This window comes from Ciceribacter azotifigens (genome assembly GCF_048159625.1).
GTDB classification, from domain to species: domain Bacteria; phylum Pseudomonadota; class Alphaproteobacteria; order Rhizobiales; family Rhizobiaceae; genus Allorhizobium; species Allorhizobium azotifigens.
The window spans coordinates 152,888-172,943 of sequence record NZ_JBLQTA010000009.1 but is presented as its reverse complement, the minus strand read 5'-3'; the positions used below and the strand labels follow the sequence as shown (position 1 = coordinate 172,943).

The window sequence follows — 20,056 nt, the reverse complement described above, 5'->3', positions numbered from 1 at the left end:
ATCCAGATTGTCGCGCTGATCTCATCCAGATTGTCGCTCTACAGCACGAGCATTCGCCGCTCGAGCGCCTCGTGGGGCTGAAGGATTTCGATGATGTCGACCAGTTGGTTTGGGTGTAGCCGCACGTATCCCTTGAGATAACGTTGCAGGCTGGACGGTTGGAACGTGCCGGCCTTTTCGAGAAACTCTTTTGTTTCGAGACCCCGCTCGCTCAACAGATCCCAGACCAGTCTCACCAACGTCATTCTTGCTTCAAGCATTGTCATTGACTGGTGCCTTCTCCAGTTCCTTCACAGCCGGCCTGCGTCTCCAGCTTTGAAGCATCTTGTTGATCCTCGGCTGAACACGTCGTCGGGCTTCATCGCGATCCATGCCGGATAGCAGGAGCGTGTCGTAGTCGGTCATCTCGTGCCGGAGAAAGGTCTGAATCGTGATGCCCACGGCCTGGCCAAGGGGAGCTCGCCCCCAATCTCTGTTGGCGATCTCGTTCGCGAAATATTCGACAGCGAAGTCCGGGCAGCTGGGGTGATGACGGCGCAGATGCCGCTTGATTGTACGTATGGAGAACCTTGGCATAGACGTCCTCGATTGATGAGGACATCTATCTATTCGGACGTAGTGGAAAATGATACAAAAGTAAGTGCTTACTTACGCAGGTTATCCACAGATTTTAGACAGCGTTAATCTGGACGTGACGTGTATTGAAACTCGACGTCTTAGGAAAACCCCTGCGTTCTGATTGGGATGCCTTCTGTGCTGGCCGAGCGCGGCGATCCTATCCTCCCATGCCGAGGTGCATATCGAGCAGAAGCTGATAGACACTGTTCAACCTTTACATTCAACGCAAGGAACCTTTACAGGAAGAGAGGTTTGACGCCCGAATTGAGCGCAAATACCTATCTTCGTCAGGAGAGATGTAAAGGTGGGAGGCCCCAGAAAACCAAGCATTCCCGGCCGAACCTTGACAGACCTTTCCATCTTCTTGACAACAACAGCCGACTTTGGAGATTTTCGCTCGACGTAAAGGTGGGATCCCGCTTCATGACTGGTGCCAGGTGGATCTGGTTCTACAGCCTCTTCAGGCGCGACCGTTACTCCCGCGCCAGGGACTATAGAAGGCCAAGTTCCGACTGGTGGCCAGTGCGCGGGAAGCCTTGCTTGCCAATGGCGAAAACATTTCCGTTGCCTGTTCGAGAAGATACTTCGGACGCGACTGTTACAGCTCTTCGACTGCCCCCTCCAGCTTCAATCGCAGTTTGTCTGTCGGTATATAGCCCTACCCAGCACCTCGCTGCTTAGGAACCACAGGAGGCCTGGAGCCGAGGCTTCAGTTTGTTTGGACAAGGGAACCGTGACCGGACCTCCTCAGAGAGCTGGCCGAGAGAGATCGGCCAGCTCTGCGTTCCCCGTGAAGATATCCTGAAGTGCTGCTCGCTAGGCCGGCGTCACCTCCTGATGATCCACCCAAGTGGTCGGAGGATCAGGATAGAACTTCTCCATCAACATCCGATAGGTGGCGGCGTCGGGTTCGTCATTGTCCTCCATCTCTTCGATGATCACCTCGAGCATCTGCCTCGTGCTGAGTTCGATGGTCAGATGTTCATAGGGCTCCGGAAAGTTGATGAAGAGCTGCTGATGGAGCTTAAGGCGCCCCTCAAAGTCCAGCGCAATCATCTCCATTTCCTTCAACAACTTTTCGTCGAGTTCGGGCGGTGCGAAAGGCACTTCCACTTCCGTTTCCATTCCTGGTTCCTTCCAAAGGCTAAGGTCCGGCACCATGCCGGAAACCTTGGCTCCCTGAGGAAATGCAGATTGTAGCCGACGTGGCGCAGGTGGTCGTCGAGGTCCGGCTGCTTTCCATTGCTATCTCTCCTTGCTCATGTCGGGAGTTATAGCGGTCCACCCATCGGCGCGCACAAAAAAGTCGGAGAAAAATTTAGAATGGGCGACAGCACATTGGGAGGCGGACTACTCGTCACCGGTAGCTTTCCGCATCTCTGTGACGAACTGCCTTGGCCGGGAACCAAGAATCAGCATACGGCATCGCCGAAGCGCGTCTGAACGGGGCAGGACAACAGTTGCGGCACGAGGTCATTCTATATCGGGAGAAGGGCGAGAAGGATCCCGTAACCCTCATCTACCTCGAGGAGACTCTCAGGCGCTCACAGGCGCGCTTGAAGAACCGGACGACGCTTACTCCTCAGATCGACCTCGACGCTTACCGGTGCGCTGCTTTGGTCGACTGGATCGATATCGAGTTGCAGCTCTCCCGGCGCACGCAGTATTGGCACTTGAACGATCGAATCGAGAAGAAGACGGGCCGCAAGGAATTCCCTGAGGCGCTAGATCTTGGCGAAGGTAAGACGGCATCTCGATACAAGCTTCGGGTTCAGGAGCCCGATCTGGAATCGGTCCGGAAAGTGCTTGAAGATCTTGAGAGCGAGTATGGCTTGGCTATTCATCCCCGCATTGTCGGGATCGAGATCAGCGTCGACTTCTATCCGAAATCGCCAAGCGAGGAAACTAGAGCGCGGATGCATGGCGTTTTGATCCGACACTTGTTCCCAACAACCAAGGTGCTGAGAAGCAACAGGATGTGGCCCCGGTTCACGCCGGGAAGCATCAAGTCAACCGACTACACAATAAGCCGAAACGAAAGCGACGACAGCCTGGACATCGGCGACCGGATGTCACCAGGCTTGGATCGGATAGTGCTATACGGATCTACCTACTACGTAGGCGAGCGCGACGATCCGAGAGCATTCTGGCGAGTACAGAACAAGGTTCTCGACAAGCAGAACAAGGCAGCCGGGACAAAAGACGAACTGCCGGAGGACAAGAAGCGGGTTCGGATCGAGGTGACGCTTGGATCTGAAGGGTGCCGCGAGATCGGTCTTCACAAATTCAGCGATCTGGAGACGGTCTCGATTCTTCGCTTGCAGAAGCGCTTCTTCCAGTTCATGAAACCGACGTTTGCGGCCATGTCGGCCGGAACTGTACGCGCAGGATCAACCGCAGTTAAGAGGAAGGTCGAGGACTTCAGGAGGCAGAGATTCCTCAACGCCGGCGTGCTGGGTCTTCAGATCCGAGAAGATGCTCGCACGCAATTGCGGTCGCTGGAGATGCCAAAGATCCGAAGATGGCACAGGACCAGAGGAAGTAGAATGCCGGCACGCTCCAGACTCGCGGCCGGGCCCTACGGGTCTCTCATCGCCTATGAAGAACTGACGCGGATGGTGGAACGGGCGCTGGCTACGCTTGAAAGGAGGATTAGGAGTGAGATGGGAGTATGAGGCTAGGCGTGATGTGGTGGAGATAAGGCAAAGACTACCTGTAATAAACTGATGAACAAGTTATTAGGTCGAAAAGCCGTGCAGATGACGAATACGCAGGTCCTTCAACCTTACCGCCCGCCTGCCGGACAAAATCTTTGGGAAAAACTTGGCACGACTCGCATTTCTGTTGTCGTCGTAATGCCGTCGCGGTGGTTCAAGGACGAATAGATAGCGGAACGGAATTAATGCGCTCTCAATCCAGTCAGCTCACTCCTCGCCGAAGAAGTCCTCGTCCAACCGCTTGAATTCGACTGTGCGGTAGCTGCGGACGCCGACACCGTGTTCGATCATTAGATCGGCCAGTTCCTGCCCGTCGATAAGGATGACCCGCTGGGCCAGATGCTTGACGTAGTCGCGCGCCGGCTGGCTGAAAGTCGATGTTGTGACGAATACGCCCTTTGTGGCTCCGAGGCCGACGAGGCTTCCCACGAAACCATTGACATCGGGACGACCGACGGGGTTGCCAGGAGCATAGCGCTTGGCCTGGACATAGATGCGGTCAAGGCCGAGCCGATCCTCGTTGACGATACCATCGACGCCGCCGTCACCGGAACGGCCGAGCTGTGCAGCGGCGTCCTTGTGGCTACCGCCATAGCCCATGGCCACGAGGAGATCGACAATAAGCTGCTCGAAGAAGGCAGGACTGTTGGCAAGGATACGCTGAAGCAGTTCGTCGCGCAGGGCAGCCTGCAGGGACGCGTGGGCGGCATCAATCTGCTCTTCCGGCGTCGTCCGGGTAGAGGTAGCCTCGAGAGGCTGGGCGGAGATACCATTCTGTTGGGTTGCCACGCCTTCGTTTCGGTAGAACTCGCGGAACTCAGGCTCCCGCATCAGAAGAGCGACATCAATACGCTCCGGGGATGTCGCCAGCAGCGTCCTGCCCTTCTCGGTCGCCACAAAGCGGCCCCGCGCAGGTGAGGCGATCAGACCGGCCTTGCTCATATAGAACTTGGCCCAATGAATGCGATTGTGCAGCAAACGCTGGCGGCCGCTAGGCAGAAGCTGCTCACGCTCTGCCTGCGTCAGGCTCAGATCGTCCGCAATTCGTTCAGCTACATCAGACACGCGGGTCTCACCCTCTGCGGCGAGGCGAAGGACAGGCAGCATGAGCGTCTGATAGTCAGGTATCATCGGTTTAGCTCCGCAGCGCGATCGGGGTCGAATGTCAGGCGCTCCTCACGACATCCATGAGCCGTGAGAAATCCGTGACTACATCATACTTCACTTGGTCCGTAGTCACCGAGCGTCCGATCTCCTCAAAGAACCGTCGGGCACATTCAATCTTGGTGCTTTCGAACTCGCGAAGCTTCAAGGACGATAAGGTGCCCTTCGTCTCGGCGACGAAATAGATATGGCGAACCGACCCTTCCTTGAACGAGATGGCCCAGTCCGGATTGTAGTCTCCAACAGGAGTCGGGATCGCAAAACCCTTGGGAAGCTTTGCGTACACGACGATTTCATTGCTGGTGTCCAACTGCTCAACGAACTTACGCTCGGTATCGGAATCAAGGAGCGCATAGTCGTAGACATGCTTCTTGAGTTTTTCGCTGGCCCTCGAAAAATCCTGGACGGTTTGGCTGGCCGTGAAGATGTCGGCGTCGTAGCGTTCGGCGACGGCGTCATACGTCAGGCGTTCGATGACCATCGTCGCCTTTTGCTCAATGATCAGACGAGCAGATTCGCTAATAAAGTGCTCCGGATTCTGCTTGAACTGGCCGAAAACGCTCGGTTGGATGCCGGACAAGATCTCCGCGATGGTCTGCCTGGTGAGCTGCGTCGCTTCTGAGAGCTTTGCCAGCAGATCGTACTTGACGAGCGAGACCACCGTTTCGGCCTGATACGTCTCCTGCTCGTTTTCGCGAAAACTCTTGCCATCACCAACGGCGTCATAGGTCAACCCGTCGCGCTGGATGCCTGCGGTGACCGTATACTGTAGCGGCGTCACCCGAAGATGGCTGTCGAGTGCGCTGATGCTCTTCCGGATCAGTTCCGCCGGCTCGAACTCAACCTTGTAGACTGCCTTCTGATTGATACGGCTCCAAAGCTCCTGGAATTCCTTGCGGTGGAAGTTGTCGTTGAGCGGGTTGCGCTTGGAGCGACGGTCGTCCTGCATCTTCGGCAGTTGCCGCTCGTCGAAAACGCCATCAATCAACCCAACGATCTGGTCGGCATAAGGCTGCAAGTCCTCCGGGAGTTCCGCCAGTGTTCCGTCTTCGCGGGCGCTCTGATACTTCGCGGTAATGTTCTTCTGTCTGTCGACGTATCCGTTCTGGACGAGATAGAACTCGATGCCAGCAGCCATATCGGGCGACACTTCGATCGACGTGCCGTTCGCCTCGATGATCTTGCCCTTGAAATACTCCTCGTTCGCCTGGCGCGGCCGGGCCGTCAGCGCTTCGACCATTTCCTTCTGAAGAGCGTCGACGAAATTCTTATAGCCCTCGCTGGCAACAACAGTCAGGACATTGATGTCGTGGACGATGACGGGATTGTCCATCCGGTCGCCGTTCTGATCCACGCTCAGGCGCAGACCACGACCGACTTCCTGGCGGCGGGAAATCTGGTTGTCACTGTGCTTCAACATGCACATCACGAAGACATTCGGATTGTCCCATCCCTCGCGCAGCGCCGAGTGGGAAAAAATGAAACGTGTCGGCTCCGCGAATGAGAGAAGCCGCTCCTTATCCTTCAGGATGAGGTCATAGGCATCCGGATCCTCAGACTGACCCTTGTTGTCACCAGTCTTAGCGACATCGGGATCCTTGAGACGGTTTGTCTTCTTGTCGATCGAGAAATAGCCGTTGTGAGTCTTAGCAGGATCGATACCGGCCAGATATTTGCGGTAGGCCTCGTTATCGATCGCAAGCTCGGACAGATATTCCTCCTTTAGAAGGGCATATTCCTCCTCAAAAACGCGAGCATATTCACCGCGCTCGTCAGCCTGGCTGTAATCTCGATATTTTGCGACCTCGTCGATGAAGAAAAGGGAAAGCACCTTGATCCCACGGGAGTGGAGCTGCTTCTCCTTTTCCATATGCGCCTTGATCGTCTCGCGGATCTGAATGCGGCGAATATCTCGCTCGGAGACGTCGCCATTGGGCTCACCAGCCTTGAGGATAACCCCGTTCGTGAATTCGACCGTTTCACTTACCGCGTCGATCTGGCTGACCGTGAAACCCCGGTACTGATCGAGCTCGCCGGACAAAGCAAAGAGGTCGTCCTTGAACTCCACGCGGCGAAGCTGGCGCTTGATTTCACCCGACGCCAGCTTCAGCTCCAGCTCAATCCGTGCGACCGGGGCCTTCTTCGAGATCTCGATCCCTTCGAGATAGAGGTAGGCATTGGTACCTGCGAGGCCCCGTGCCTGGATGCCGCGGACAGCGATCTTCTTCACCAGCTTCTGGTTATAGGCATCGAGAGCGTCGAGGCGATGGATGCGGTTGTGCTGCGTCTTGTGGGTAGCAGAATACCGCAGGATCATCAGCGGCTTGAACTTCGGCAGGGCTTCGGTGGTTGCCGCCCCCTCCATCTTCTGAGGCTCGTCGAGAATCAGGATCGGGCGGTTCGACGCGATGACATCGATCGGCTTTCGCGACTGGAAGTCGTCTAGCTCGTCGTAGATACGGCGGTTGTCTGCTCCACGCGCATTGAACGCCTGGATGTTGATGATCATCACATTGATGCCGGCATCGGACGAGAAGCTTTCAAGCTCATGCAGGCGCTTTGAGTTGTAGGTGAAGAACCGCGCCTTCTTGCCATAGCTTTCTGTGAAGTGATCTGCCGTAATCTGCAGCGACTTCGCCACGCCCTCCCGGATGGCAATCGAAGGCACGATGATGATGAACTTCGACCAGCCGTAGCGCTTGTTCATCTCGAAGATGGTCTTGATGTAGCAGTAGGTCTTGCCCGTGCCGGTTTCCATCTCGACGTCGAGATGCACGCGCGTTGCCGCAACGGCATCCCTTTTGTACGCAGCGGCAACGGCGACGCGCTCGCCGCGTGGGTTGAACGTGGTAAAGTCGGTCAGTGACTGAGACAGCGGTAGGTTCTGGCGCCGCTGGACCTTGCGGATATTCTCAAGGATCTGCGCCTCGCTGATTGAAAAGTCGGCGTTCTTGAAGCCTTCCTCGAATGCGCTCGTTTGCGCCTTGCGACCTGGGTCGATACGGTAGCTCAAAGCGTCGGATTTGATTTGCCCCTCGAAGCAATCGACAACGGCCTCGACGGCATTGGTCTGGTATGGCTGGACCTTGAACTTGAGCTTCATGGGACGTCGGCTTTCTTAAATTTCTTTCGTAACTCTCGTAGAGCTTTCGTAGGATGTTCGCGATTTATTCCACGAGACGCCATTCGGGAGAGGCGTTCGAACCGAAATTACGAATCCGCCCCCTCCTGCGTAAAGCACTCAAAAGATTGCCGATTTTGTGCGTCTTCTGAGTTTCGTTCAGCACATCGCTCAGCTTTTTCCTCAGAAGGTCATCCAGCTCCTTACGTGAGGCGTGTCCGAACTCTCGTAAATATCCGACGACCATCTCTTCATAATGGTAATCGTCGAATGCCCGCGACTTGATGTACTGGGCTTTCTGCGAGGTCGCATCGGCGACCCTGGCTGATATGAAGAAGTTGGGTTTGCGCCCCTCGATCAGGCGCGCCTGCTTGAGATGCCGTACGGCGTCATCGGTGATCGGCAGATGCTTCTGAACCCGGTCCAGCGCCAAAACATCGGCGAGCGGCAGTCCGGTCTGCTGCATCAGCAACTGACTGTAGGCCTCATCGACCACGCGGCCATGGATGGTCAGACGAACCACCTCCGGTTCCGTCAAATCATAGTCGGGCAGAGGCAGGAAGCGCTCGCGCTGACGGCGATAGATATCCTGAATGCCATAGCCCATGTGATCGATCATATTCAGTTCGGTCATGGCATTGATCAGAAAGGGGTTGCGATACCGACGAGGCACCCGATCTCCTAAAACATAATCATCCGGCTGCCCTTCAAAGAAGGTTCCTTCATTCTCCAGGACAAGCCGATCCAGCCGTTCCGTAACAACAATTCTGGCGGAGCGAGCGTAGTCCTGATGGGCTATGCAGTTGTGGAGCGCTTCGAGCACGACCCTCTGATCGTATTTTGATACCTCATGAGCAAGCAGCTCATTTTCCGGCAGCAACCGCATTTGGATGTTGCGAATACGGCTGAAGATCTGGGAGGTGGCCAGCAGGAAGGGCGGGGCAAAGTGCTCGTAGGCACGCTCTTCACCTTCAAGCTTCCACGTGATTTCGGCAGGATGCGGACTGAGCCTCCAGACGGATTCTGGCCTGCCGAGCAACAGAAGAGCGGCGCGGGTGATCGCGCCATTCTGAGTCAGCTTGGCTCGGTCCAGGAAGGCTCCATCGTTCCAGCCAGCAATGTCCTCGGCGTTGAAACGGTTGGCATGCTTGGCGGCAAACCGTTGGCGCGCAACCTTCAGCGCCTCGGCGTCCAAGTCTGCTATACTCGCGCCCTCGACAAGCTGCGCTGTCCAATCCGTTGCCAGGGTCTGTGCGCGGATCTCGTCAAGCTTATCCTGACCAAGGGCCACAAGGCTCTCACCTGCCCGACCGTAATAGTGGCCGTTCCAGTTGATCGGCATGCCGCGCGGCGCGGCCGGAATTTCGAACAGAACCACCCGGCCATCCGCATGGTTCAGCACATGAATTTCACGGACCGTAAAACTGCCGGTGCCGTTGAGAATGGAGTTTTTGTCAGCCTGAAGATGGGCCGGGTTTTCCTTGTAGGATGTCCCCACAATCACTCGCGTCTTGTCGTCGACGCCGAAGACCAGCCAGGCGCGCTCACGGCCTCGGAGATTGGCCTCGTTTGCCAGTGCCGCCACATATTTGCCAAGATCGCTGCTCGGAAAGCCATCCTTTCCGCGCTTGAACTCGACCACCTCGCTCTCCCAATGGGAGACGAGCTGGTTCAACAGGGCGGAAAGCGCGGCGTGATCCATGCTTTGGCCTCAGATCGACTTGACATCGGTGGTCGGGGAGAGCTGGCGGAAAATCTGCTCGACATTGATCTTGACAGCATCGGACACGAAGCCATTGTCGCGGAAGACGACGCGGAGCGGTTCGCGCTTTGCCAGCTCCTTGACCAGGTCTTCGGTCACACCCTTGTCAAAGCAGGCGACGAGGGCGTTGTCGTCCACAAAGAACACGGTCTTGCCCTGCACTGTCTCGCGGCGGATCGGTAGTGTCAGGTCAACGCCCCAATCCACCAGTACCTGGAACAGCAGGTCCTCAGGTGTGCGGTCTTCCTTGACGTTATCGACCATATCCAGCAGGTCGCCCTGCTTCAGTTCATCGGGACGGTAGTAGACGTCCTTCATGTTGGACGTATCGACCTTCAGCACCCGGAAACCGACATCGCGGTTCCAGTTTGCGTGGCAGTCGCCGTCAAGAACTTGTCTGCTAGCACGGCGGATGCGCTCCCGACTTACTTCTGGGATGGTCTTGAATCCGGCCTTGAAGGCTTCTGACTTTTCGTCCACCGCTTCATCAAGCTGGACCATGATGAATTTCCGGTTCCCGCCGTCTTTCGCATTCTGAAGCATGACCGAATGCGCGGTGGTCGACGAACCCGCGAAGAAGTCGAGGATGATGTTATCGCCCTCCGTCATCATCTCGATGACTTCTTGGAGAACCAGTTCGTCCTTTGGGAATTCGAAAAGGTCGCCGCCCATAAGAGCCCGCAAACGCTTCGAGGCGGCGCGGCCGTCTTGATAGAACACACTATAGGGGGTCTGAAGCTCCTTGTCTTCAAGGTAGCTCTTGATGCAGGGCACTGAATTTTCATCGTCCCCGAAATGAACGCGGTCGTCGTCAATCCACTCCTGTATGCGCCTTGGATCGCTCGTCATCCAGCCGCGTGAGGGAACTTTTACAGGCTTCCTGGTTCTTGGATGAAGCACCTCAAATTTAGGTCCGCCGCCCCCAGGCCAGGAAATGTTGTCGGGGAAATAGAGGCCCCGCGCATCAACGTGAGCATAATGCTTGTGGGCTTTTGACGGATCGCCATCGGCCAGCGACCGATACCATTCCTTCATTCCCTCAGTCATAGCTTTATAGTCAGTACCATGCTGACGTTTCAGCCGCTCATATTGTGCATAGATTTCGTCCAGCCCCTTCTTGCGCTGCCGCCAGGTCACCCCGTTCTCTCGCAGGTATTCGGAATCGCGCGCATAGCAGACGATGTATTCGTGCGACACGGAAACCAGCCGCGAGTCGTTCTTGCGTCCGGCCGCCCAAACCATGTCGGCGACGAAGTTGGACTGACCGAAAATCTCGTCCATGATCAAACGCAGCCGCGGCTGTTCGCCCTCATCGCAGGACACAAAGATGGCCCCGTCACGCGTCAGCAGGTTCTTCGCCAACCGGAGGCGCGGGGCGATCATGGTCAACCAGTTGGAGTGGAAACGACCGTTGCCCTCCGGGTTCGCGACAAGGCGTGCGCCTTCCTCGCTCCGTTCTCCCGTCGCAATTTCCTGCGTCAGTTGATCCGTGGCGAAACTGTCTCGATAAATGAAATCCTTGCCCGTGTTGTAGGGCGGGTCGACGTAGATCAGCTTGATCTGTCCGAGATAGGTGTCTTGGATCAGCTTCAGCGCTTCAAGGTTGTCACCCTCAATGAACAGGTTTTTCGTTGTATCGAATTGAAGGCTTTCACCCGGAATGGGCCGTAGCGACTTGTTGATTGGCGCATTCGCAAGTGCCAATGCATGCCGCTTGCCCGGCCAATCCAGCCGATAGCGTTCCTGCGGCCCCTCCACGATACTGTCGCTCAATTCCTGACGAAGCTGATCAAAGTCCACGGCCAAACGCAGTTTACCGGTCACCTCATCACGCGCCTCGGTGACGCAACCGGGAAACAGGTCGCGGATCCGGGCTATGTTCTCCTGGGTCAGATCGGGGCTGTGCATCTTCAGCTTGTCCATGCTCTTCCTCTTATTCCGTGCTCGGTGCGCTTGCCGCGCGCTCGCCTACCAGCCGCTCCAACTCCTGCTTCGCGGTGCGCAGCTCTGCGTTAATGGCGACACGTTTATTAAATTGTTTCTCGCGCGCCAAGCGCGTCTTGATCCGCTCGATCTCGCGCGTCTTCGCCTTCACTGCCTCAGCATGGGCGATCCTTACTTCGAGCGACATCGGTTCGTTGGAGGACACCGGACCAAAGGGCGCTTGCGGGTCTTCTGCGAACCCCGCTGCAGGCCCGGAAATCAGCTTGGCCGCCTGTTGTTCGACCAGCGGGCTGAGCAGCAGTTCATAAAGCGCCCCCATGTTCAGCGCCACCGGGAGCGCCGCGCGCGCCGTCTCCTCTGGCTGCCATTCGTCCTCGAAGTAATCGCCAAGGACCCATCTGGAACTATCCGTCTCGCTCGGCCGCTTGTAAGCCGCCACGAATTTGATCTTGCCGTTATGGGTCAGCTCGAACAGCAAGGGAAAAGGGATGGCGCGATCGATCGCGCGCAGGGCGTCCAGATCGAGACTGCTTTCCCGCTGACTGACCCGAAAGACCTGGATCTCGCTGACGGATTTCGAGGCTGGCAGGTTGATCGTTTCCGGTGCAAGCTTGTGCGCCCAGACAATCTGATCGACCTCGCGCACGAACAGATCTTTGAGCGTAGTGCTGGCGCCAGCGTGTTCATAAATCTTGCTCTTGGGGATCACACGCCCGAAGGCTGTTGCCCGCGGCCAGTCGTAGAGCATCAGGCGACTGCCTCCTCGACCCGCAGGAAGGCGATGAGTTCGAAGTCATTCAGCCCCTGAATGGTATGGATCAGTGCGGTCGTGCGCCCACCACTGAAAAGGCTATCGATGTCCTTCTCTTCCTTCACCTCGATCATCGACCTGATGGCCTGACTGAGCAAATCGGAATAGCGCCCCATCTGTCGCCCATCATCCGTCCGTTCATTGAACAGCCGGCAGACATCCGGGACCGGTTCCGACCGCCCTTTGCAGCTCGTACGGATCAGGTCGAGCAACCGCTTCACCTCGGTATGATCGGCGACGATTTCGCCGTCGTCATCGATGTACACCAGATAGAAGGGATGCAGGCGGTTTTGCTGGTTGATGTTGACGCTGTCGTGAATGTTCTTCAGCGCGAAGATCATGCCAGGTCGCAGCCCCAGTTCTGGAGCGGCCGGGACAACGGCATGCATGCCATAAGGCATGCTTTCGAGGTCGCCATGATCCTTGACGTAGTTCAAGAGGTCCATCCTGAAGTCGTTCAGCCCAAGGTCTGTAATCGAGATGCCGGCCTTCACGTCCTCCAGCTCGATGACCTCATCCTGCAACCGCTTCAGTTGCTCCTTGCGATAGGCGATATCGCTCGACTTTGCGGTCAGAACGTTATCGTCGCCCGTCGCTGTCACGTCGGCGATCACCATCCGGTTCTCGACGCGTTCCTTCAGGTTGATGTATTCGTCGAGCGTGATGTCCGGCCAGTAGTTGACGAGCTGGATCTGGTCGTTGGGCGAGCCGATACGATCGATACGGCCAAACCGCTGGATAATCCGCACCGGGTTCCAATGGATGTCATAGTTCACCAGGAAGTCGCAGTCCTGCAGGTTCTGGCCTTCGGATATACAGTCTGTGCCGATGAGGATGTCCAACTCCGCCGTCTCGTCCGGCAGGACGACAGACTTTTCTTTCGAGCGTGGCGAGAAGAGGGTCAGGACGCTTTGGAAGTCGTAGGATTTCTTCAGCGTGGTTTTCGGCGAGCCGGAGCCGGTCACCTCCCCCACTTGAAGCCCTAGCCGCTGCGCGACGGGAGCCAGGTTCTTGAAGAGATAATCGGCCGTATCGGCGAAAGCAGTGAACACGATGACCTTGCGGTTACCCGTATTAAGAGGCTCGGCAACCTTCTGCTTCAGGATCCCGATCAAGTGCTGCAGCTTTGCATCGTCCGCGGGTGTCACCTGATCCATTGAAGCAATCAGTGCATCGATCAAGGTTCGATCAGCCGCAAGATCATGTTTCCAGGAAGGCAGGTCCATGTCGGCGAGGCTGATCTGAACCTTCTTGCCGACGGTAAACTCATCGAGGCCTGCGAGGTCTTCGTCCTCCGGATCGAAATCACTCATGTCTTCGAGATGATCGCTGATACCGCCGCTGCGCCCGGTCCGCTCATATTCAGCGATTGCATCGAGCGCCCGCGTGATGTTGCCGCCCAGCGCTCGCAGGGTGAGACGGAAGGCTTCTACCGAGCTTTCCAGGCGCTTCAGCAGATTGGTGGTCATCAGCGCCTGAAGGCTTCGTTCACGATCGGCCTGCCGCAGCTTACCGCGTCCACCCTCGACCTGCGTGTCGTAAATCGCCTCGTACTTCGCCAGGCGGCTGGACAGGATGTAGCTGATCGGCGCGTAGACCGCGAGCTTCAGCAGGGACAATTGGCCAAAGATGTCGTTCAGACCCATCACGTCCGGTCGCTGCGTAATGGGGCAATGGAACGAGAGCGGCTTCCTGCGCTGAGGAAATTTGCCGATGTCCTTTGTGTCGTAGAAGGTCTCGATGTGCTTACGTGACCGGGCTATGGTGACTGCATCGAGCAGCTCAAAGAAATCGAAATCGAGCGTCCGCAGGATCGACGCAGCCGTCCGCTCATTGGGTGGCAGGGTGGACCATTCGTTGAACGCTTTCTGTGCGCGGCGAAAGATCTCCTCGATGCTGGTCTGGGACTTCAAGCTTTTGCTGAGCGCATCTGACTGCCCCTCATAGGCCAGGGCGAGTTGATTGCGTAGATCATTGAATCGATTGTTGACCGGAGTAGCGGACAGCATCAGCACCTTGGTCTTGACCCCGGCGCGGATGACTTTGTTCATCAGCTTCTGATACCGCGTCTCCCGGTCCTTGTAGACGTCATTGTTACGGAAGTTATGGGACTCGTCGATCACCACCAGGTCATAGTTGCCCCAGTTGACCCGGTTCAACGGTATGCCAAAGGATTCGCCCGATGTGCGCGACAGATCCGTGTGGCACAGGACATCATAGTTGAATCGGTCCTTGGCGAAGATGTTCGTGGTAAGATTGGTGTTGTAGTTTCGCCAGTTATCCGCGAGCTTCTTCGGGCAGAGCACCAGCACGGACTTGTTTCGGAGCTCGTAGTATTTGACGACAGCCAGTGCGGTGAACGTTTTGCCCAGACCGACAGAGTCCGCCAAGATGCAGCCGTTGTAGGTTTCAAGCTTGTTGATGATCCCGGTTGCCGCGTCTCTCTGGTAGTTGAACAGCTTGTTCCAGACGATGCTGTCTCTATAGCCCGTGAGATCATTCGGCAGAACGTCCTCATCGATATCCTCCAGGAACTCCCGAAAGATGTTGTACAGCATCAGGAAGTAGACGCGCTCTGGGGCATTCTCCTGGTAGACGGACTCGATGTGGTCGCAGACGGCGTCGGTCACATCCCGGAGTTTGTCCGCGTCGTTCCAAATCTGGTTGAAGAGCTGGAGGTAGACGTTCGCGTGGACCGGCTCGTCCATCCGCGTCACGAAGTTGGAAACCGCATTGCCCTTTTGGTAGCCAAGATCCACGGCGGTAAAGCCGCTGATCGGCATGTAAGCGACTGTGGCGCCATTGCTCTCGACATGAGCGAACGGCTGCATAGCCGCCTGGGTCGCGTTGGATTTAAACCGTGCCTTCTTTCGGATCCACGCCGCGCATTCACGAGCCACCGCGCGTTGGGTCAGCTTGTTGCGAAGCTTGATCTCAAATTCGCTGCCGTAAAGGCTGCTTTCGCGCCCGGCCTTGGGAATAAAGAATTCGCGTTTCTCTTTCCTCAATTTGTCGGTGGCTTCAGTCGGCACGAAGGTTGGAGCCGTGAAGATGAACTGCAGGCTCTCAACCTTGGATAGCTCAGCCTTCAGGGCCTCGTAGGCGTAAATCGAGAAGCATGATGCCGCGATCTTGACGCGAGATCCTCGGCCGATGGTTTCCTTCAGATCGTCACCAAGGAGCTGAGAAGTGTTGTCTATGATTTTCATTAACCAAGCGAGCCTTGCGAAAAGCGAACCACCCGTTCAACGAGCAAATTCATAGCTACCGATATGCCTTGAGTAGAGTCGCCAGACAAGCTCTGAGTACTGTAATTGCCAATATTGAACCGCCTCGTTCTACGCGGGAAAGCCGAGCCTTCCCGCAATCAAAAGAGACTTGTCATGCGCCAGATGCACTGTCGTGGGCGGACACCCCCAAACTGTTCCGCTACGCGCTACCTGTTTTGAGGTGATCAAGAGAAAGGCCTGGATAGGAAATCGAGTTCACCAGCTCCACCCGCTGTTCAAGCATACCTTGCGGCAGGGTGCCGTATCGCTGCGTCATCGTGCCGGTTGTATGCCCTAACAGGAAGCCGAATTGCTCATCAAGGAAGCCGGCACGACGGAGGGCGTCAGCCGCACCATGGCGGAAGCTGTAGAGCGAGAGTCCGCGCCCGTCCTTCAGACCGATCTTGGTCAGGTAGCGCGGGAAATCCCGACTGAAGTCGGCCATCATCTGCCCTCGTTCATTTCGCTCGGCGAGTGGGAAGAGGCGCTTCTCGCCCTTTTCCTTGGTCCTCGCATGATAGGCCAGGAAACCCAGCCTCACCAATTCGGGATGCACCGGCAGGACGCGCATGGAGCCGTCGGTTTTCACGCTCTTGTCGCCCTCGCCTTCCGTCGTGATGTGCATGATCCAATAACCGCGATCTTCACGAACGTCGCCTATGCCAAGCTGGGCAATCTCGGCCGGGCGTGCACCAGAATACAGCATGACGAGTGGCACCCAGTAGCGGTGATCGCGGATCAGGACATTGCCCTGCTTGCTCCAGAAGCGGGGCGAGCCATCGTCCTGACATCCAGTGAAGAACGGCGACTTGAACAAGGTATTCATTTCCTCAACCGTGAAGGGCTTCGTCGTCTTCTCCTTGGACTTTTTGAGGAACATATCCACGGCCGGGTTCATCGTGAGATAGCCATGATTTGTCAGCCAGGTGCAGAAGGCGCTGAAGCCGGACAGGTAGCGGTTGACAGTGGTCGTGCTGATCGTCGGCTTCTTCACCGTTTCGTTGTGCTTGACGATCTGCGACAGAGACATGCCATCAAAGGCATTCGTCTCGCTCGCCTTAATCGGATACTGAAGCAGAAGTGCCTTCCATTCGCGGACAGCCTTCTTGTCGATCCTGTGGACCGGAAATGTGCTGCCGACGTATTCCACGAACAGGCCAACGTCCCGGCGCGCTTGCGCCAGTGTGTCGGGCTTGACCTGGTTCGGGTTCTCGCGGGCATAGATATCGAAGAGCTCCATGATCGTCTCACCAGGGGCCGCGGCCTCACGGACTCTACCGCTCGCGGGCTTGACGATCGGATCTTTCGGGGTTCCGGTGAAGTCGCCCTTGTCACGTTCAATAGTGCGCTGCAGTCCCTCGATCTCCGCCCGCATCATCAGCACGCAAAGTTCGCGGTATTCGTCGGAACCGGCATCGACAAGGAGCCGGTGTCGCGAAATGAAGTCCTTCACGGCCGGTTCGATCAGATTCGCATCGCCGGACGTAAGCGCGCCCTTGAGGGCATGCAGACGGCGCCCACGCAGATTCGCGTCATCGGTCCTGGCCCGAAGCATCAGCTCATAGTCGGTATAGGCGTTGATCATGCCGACGAAATCGTCGGAGCTGATTTCCCCCATGTCGATCCGCCGATAGAGGCGCTGCAATTCCGCGGCCGCGTCGTCGGGCGTCGGCATGGCCCGCTGCTTGCGGTCGTAGCCGCCAATCGTCGCCTCGTAGTGCTGCCAGACGGCAAGCGCCTTGTCATCGTCTGTGATCTCCCGACGGGCGCGAACCTCCTCGAACTCAGCGCGCCAGCTCTCGATGACAGGCCAGAGCAGCTTCTTCGCCTCATTCTCGTCCTTGGTTCGGAGGGACTTCTTGCGTGTCGTGGTGCCATAGTGCCCCACAAGGTCAAGCGGGACATCCAGTCTCGCGTAGTAGGTTGCGCCCCGTCGTTCGAGATATGTAACCCTTGCCAATTCCGTCCATCCGTAGCACTATTCCGGAACACCCAACCGGAACAGCGGTAGAAAATAAGCTGTTTATTTGCAATAGGTTGTTTCGCATCAAGGCCTTGATGAAAGTTGGATTACTTTCCAGGTTCCCCAGCCAAATCTCGCTAAATCCCCTTATTTCCTTGGTTTTCCAGTCGCGCCGGATCCCGTTTTGGCGTCATTGGCGACGTGATGCCCCGTCGAGCGGCGGCGCCTTTCCGAGCGTAACGCTACAATCTCTTTTTTGCTTGCCAAAAGGGCGAGGACCCCTTTCGTTACCGCGTGACGGCCCTAGGTCAGGGCGCAGCGGGCGAACGACAGGGCGCCCCATCGTGGAAGAGAGGTTCTTGCAATGTCGGTAAAGAAGGTAGCCATCGTCACGGCGGGCGGCAGCGGCATGGGCGCGGAAAGCGCCCGGCGCCTGGCGGCGGACGGGTTCAACGTCGCGATCCTCTCCTCGTCCGGAAAGGGCGAGGCGCTGGCCGAGGAACTGGGCGGCATCGGGATCACCGGCTCCAATCAGTCGAATGACGATCTCCAACGGCTCGTGGATGCGACGGTCGAGAAATGGGGGCGGGTCGACGTGCTGGTAAACAGCGCCGGCCACGGACCGCGCAAGCCGGTCCTCGACCTGACCGACGAGGACTGGCACATGGGCATGGAGGTCTATTTCCTCAACGCCGTGCGCCCGACGCGTCTCGTCACGCCGATCATGCAGAAGCAGAAATCCGGCGTCGTCATCAACATATCGACCGCCTGGGCCTTCGAGCCGTCGTCGATGTTCCCCACCTCCGCCGTCGCCCGCGCGGGCCTTGCCGCCTTCACCAAGATCTTCGCGGACACCTACGCGGCGGACAATATCCGCATGAACAACGTCCTGCCCGGCTGGATCGACAGCCTGCCCGGCACCGAGGAACGCCGCTCGGCCGTGCCGATGAAGCGCTACGGCACCAGCGCGGAAATCGCTGCGACCGTCGCCTTCCTCGCCTCCGATGGCGCCGCCTACATCACCGGACAGAACATCCGCGTCGACGGCGGGCTGACACGCGCGGTATGACGGCCTGACGAAATCTGCGATCGGGAGACGCTTCGACGACGGATCGTGGCCATTTTCACGGTTCATCGTCGAAGGGTCTGCGAAGATTTCGCGCATTTTTGCAACGCTTTTCGGCAATCGGCAGGTCTTTGCATTTTTCCATTTGCGCGACGGCATTGACAATTGCATGTTCGGCGAAAGACGTGACAGCAACGGAATCCTGAAAAGAATGTCTGCAGATTCGATCGTGCTCGGCGCCGGTATCGTCGGCGTTTCTACCGCCATCCATCTCGCCCGCCGCGGCCGCTCGGTGGTGCTGGTCGACCGGCGGGGTGCCGGCGAGGAAACCTCGTTCGGCAATGCCGGCCTGATCCAGCGTGAGGGCATCGTGCCCTACGGCTTCCCGCAGGAAGTCGGCATGCTGGTGCGCTACGGCCTCAACAACCGTATCGATGCGCACTACCACCTGAAGGCGATGCCGAAGCTGGTGCCGTTCCTGTCGCGCTACTGGTGGCATTCGAACGAGGTGCGCCATCAGGCGATCGCCAACGCCTACGCGCCGCTCATCGAGAATTCGGCTCCGAACATGCAGATCTGATCAAGGCGGCCGGTGCCGAGCGCCTGATCCGCAAGAACGGCTGGATGGAGGCCTTCCGCACCCGGGCGGCGATGGACAAGGAAGTTGCCGAGGCCGAGCGGCTGGCGAAGGTCGCGGCCATCAACTTCACGGCGCTGACGGCGGACGATCTCGCGCGCGTGGAGCCGCACCTGAAGGGCAAGTTCGTCGGCGCGCTGAAATGGAACGACCCCTGGTCGGTCACCAATCCACACGGGCTCACCATGGCCTATCTCGCCTATTTCGAAAGCCTCGGCGGCAAGTTCGTCAGGGGTGACGCCACGACGCTCAAGCCCACCGCCTCCGGGAAGGGCTGGCAGGTCAAGACCGCCGACGGCATGGTGGAAGGCAAGGATGTCGTTCTGGCACTCGGCCCCTGGTCGGAGGACGTGACCCGCACGCTCGGCTACAGCTTCATCGTCGGCGTCAAGCGCGGCTACCACATGCATTATGCGCCGGCGGGCAATGCCGTGCTCAACAACTGGACCATGGACAAGGAGCGCGGCTATTTCCTCGCGCCGATGGACAAAGGCATCCGCCTGACCACGGGCGCCGAATTCGCCGATCGCGACGCGCCGAAATCGCCCGTGCAACTCGAGCGCGCCGAAAAGGTGGCGCGCACGATCTTCCCGCTCGGCGAACGGCTCGATCCCGAACCTTGGATGGGAGCGCGGCCCTGCACGCCGGACATGATGCCCATCATCGGCAAGGCACCGCGCCACGACGGCCTCTGGTTCGCCTTCGGGCACGCCCATCACGGGCTCACACTCGGTCCCGTTACCGGCCGGCTGATCGCCGAGGCCGTCACCGGCGAGAAGCCGTTCCTCGACATGAGCGCCTGGCGGCCGGAGCGGTTCAAACCATAACGGAATCTGCCGCCCTGCCGCGCACCTCGCGGCGGGGCTGGCAAATGCGGCAATTTCGTGATAGCGGTGTCTTCGGTCGAAAGACCAAGTTTCCGCGCGGTCGCGGAAACCGCCGGGCTTATCCTTGTCTTCGCACCTTCCGATGCATCCCGGCGGG

At 57.7% G+C, this 20,056-nt stretch carries 13 protein-coding genes; 4 read left to right on the top strand and 9 right to left on the bottom strand.

Going from position 1 to position 20,056, the window contains the following annotated elements; translation table 11 throughout:
* Positions 1–252: 252 nt before the first annotated feature.
* Positions 253–576: a DUF2293 domain-containing protein gene (locus ACM6UT_RS14700; protein ID WP_416798085.1), complete on the bottom strand. Its 324-nt coding sequence runs from the start codon at positions 574–576 to the stop codon at positions 253–255.
* Positions 577–1,434: 858 nt separating this feature from the next.
* A complete protein-coding gene (locus ACM6UT_RS14695) occupies positions 1,435–1,743 on the bottom strand; it encodes a hypothetical protein (protein WP_416798084.1) in 309 nt (102 codons plus the stop codon).
* A gap of 269 nt (positions 1,744–2,012) precedes the next feature.
* Between ACM6UT_RS14695 and ACM6UT_RS14690 the strand changes: the two genes are divergently transcribed.
* Complete coding sequence (locus tag ACM6UT_RS14690; protein ID WP_416798083.1) at positions 2,013–3,293, top strand: hypothetical protein; 1,281 nt, start codon at positions 2,013–2,015, stop codon at positions 3,291–3,293.
* A 249-nt stretch (positions 3,294–3,542) separates the two neighbouring features.
* Here ACM6UT_RS14690 and ACM6UT_RS14685 read toward each other — a convergent pair whose 3' ends face one another.
* From ACM6UT_RS14685 to ACM6UT_RS14655, 7 genes are all read right to left on the bottom strand, one after another.
* Complete coding sequence (locus ACM6UT_RS14685; protein ID WP_416798082.1) at positions 3,543–4,442, bottom strand: restriction endonuclease; 900 nt, start codon at positions 4,440–4,442, stop codon at positions 3,543–3,545.
* Between the two features lie 58 nt (positions 4,443–4,500).
* Positions 4,501–7,602 (bottom strand): type III restriction-modification system endonuclease, encoded by a 3,102-nt coding sequence (locus tag ACM6UT_RS14680; protein ID WP_416798081.1) that lies wholly within the window; start codon positions 7,600–7,602, stop codon positions 4,501–4,503.
* A 64-nt stretch (positions 7,603–7,666) separates the two neighbouring features.
* Positions 7,667–9,322: an RNA-binding domain-containing protein gene (locus ACM6UT_RS14675; RefSeq protein ID WP_416798080.1), complete on the bottom strand. Its 1,656-nt coding sequence runs from the start codon at positions 9,320–9,322 to the stop codon at positions 7,667–7,669.
* Positions 9,323–9,331: 9 nt separating this feature from the next.
* Positions 9,332–11,305, bottom strand: a complete 1,974-nt coding sequence (locus ACM6UT_RS14670) for a site-specific DNA-methyltransferase (protein WP_416798079.1) — start codon at positions 11,303–11,305, stop codon at positions 9,332–9,334.
* 10 nt (positions 11,306–11,315) lie between these two features.
* Positions 11,316–12,074, bottom strand: a complete 759-nt coding sequence (locus ACM6UT_RS14665) for a DUF4391 domain-containing protein (protein ID WP_416798078.1) — start codon at positions 12,072–12,074, stop codon at positions 11,316–11,318.
* The gene (locus ACM6UT_RS14660; protein WP_416798077.1) at positions 12,074–15,346 is read right to left on the bottom strand and encodes a helicase-related protein; all 3,273 of its coding nucleotides are present in this window, start codon (positions 15,344–15,346) and stop codon (positions 12,074–12,076) included. The genes ACM6UT_RS14665 and ACM6UT_RS14660 overlap by 1 nt, the downstream gene beginning before the upstream one ends.
* A gap of 220 nt (positions 15,347–15,566) precedes the next feature.
* Positions 15,567–17,366, bottom strand: coding sequence for a DUF6538 domain-containing protein (locus ACM6UT_RS14655; protein ID WP_416798076.1), 1,800 nt, complete (start codon positions 17,364–17,366; stop codon positions 15,567–15,569).
* A 367-nt stretch (positions 17,367–17,733) separates the two neighbouring features.
* Here ACM6UT_RS14655 and ACM6UT_RS14650 point away from each other — a divergent pair, with 367 nt between their 5' ends.
* From ACM6UT_RS14650 to ACM6UT_RS14640, 3 genes are all read left to right on the top strand, one after another.
* Complete coding sequence (locus ACM6UT_RS14650) at positions 17,734–18,438, top strand: SDR family oxidoreductase (protein WP_416798075.1); 705 nt, start codon at positions 17,734–17,736, stop codon at positions 18,436–18,438.
* Positions 18,439–18,646: 208 nt separating this feature from the next.
* Positions 18,647–19,015, top strand: coding sequence for an NAD(P)/FAD-dependent oxidoreductase (locus ACM6UT_RS14645; protein WP_416798074.1), 369 nt, complete (start codon positions 18,647–18,649; stop codon positions 19,013–19,015).
* The gene (locus ACM6UT_RS14640; RefSeq protein WP_416798073.1) at positions 18,928–19,899 is read left to right on the top strand and encodes an NAD(P)/FAD-dependent oxidoreductase; all 972 of its coding nucleotides are present in this window, start codon (positions 18,928–18,930) and stop codon (positions 19,897–19,899) included. Before ACM6UT_RS14645 ends, ACM6UT_RS14640 begins: the two co-directional genes overlap by 88 nt.
* Positions 19,900–20,056 lie beyond the last annotated feature (157 nt).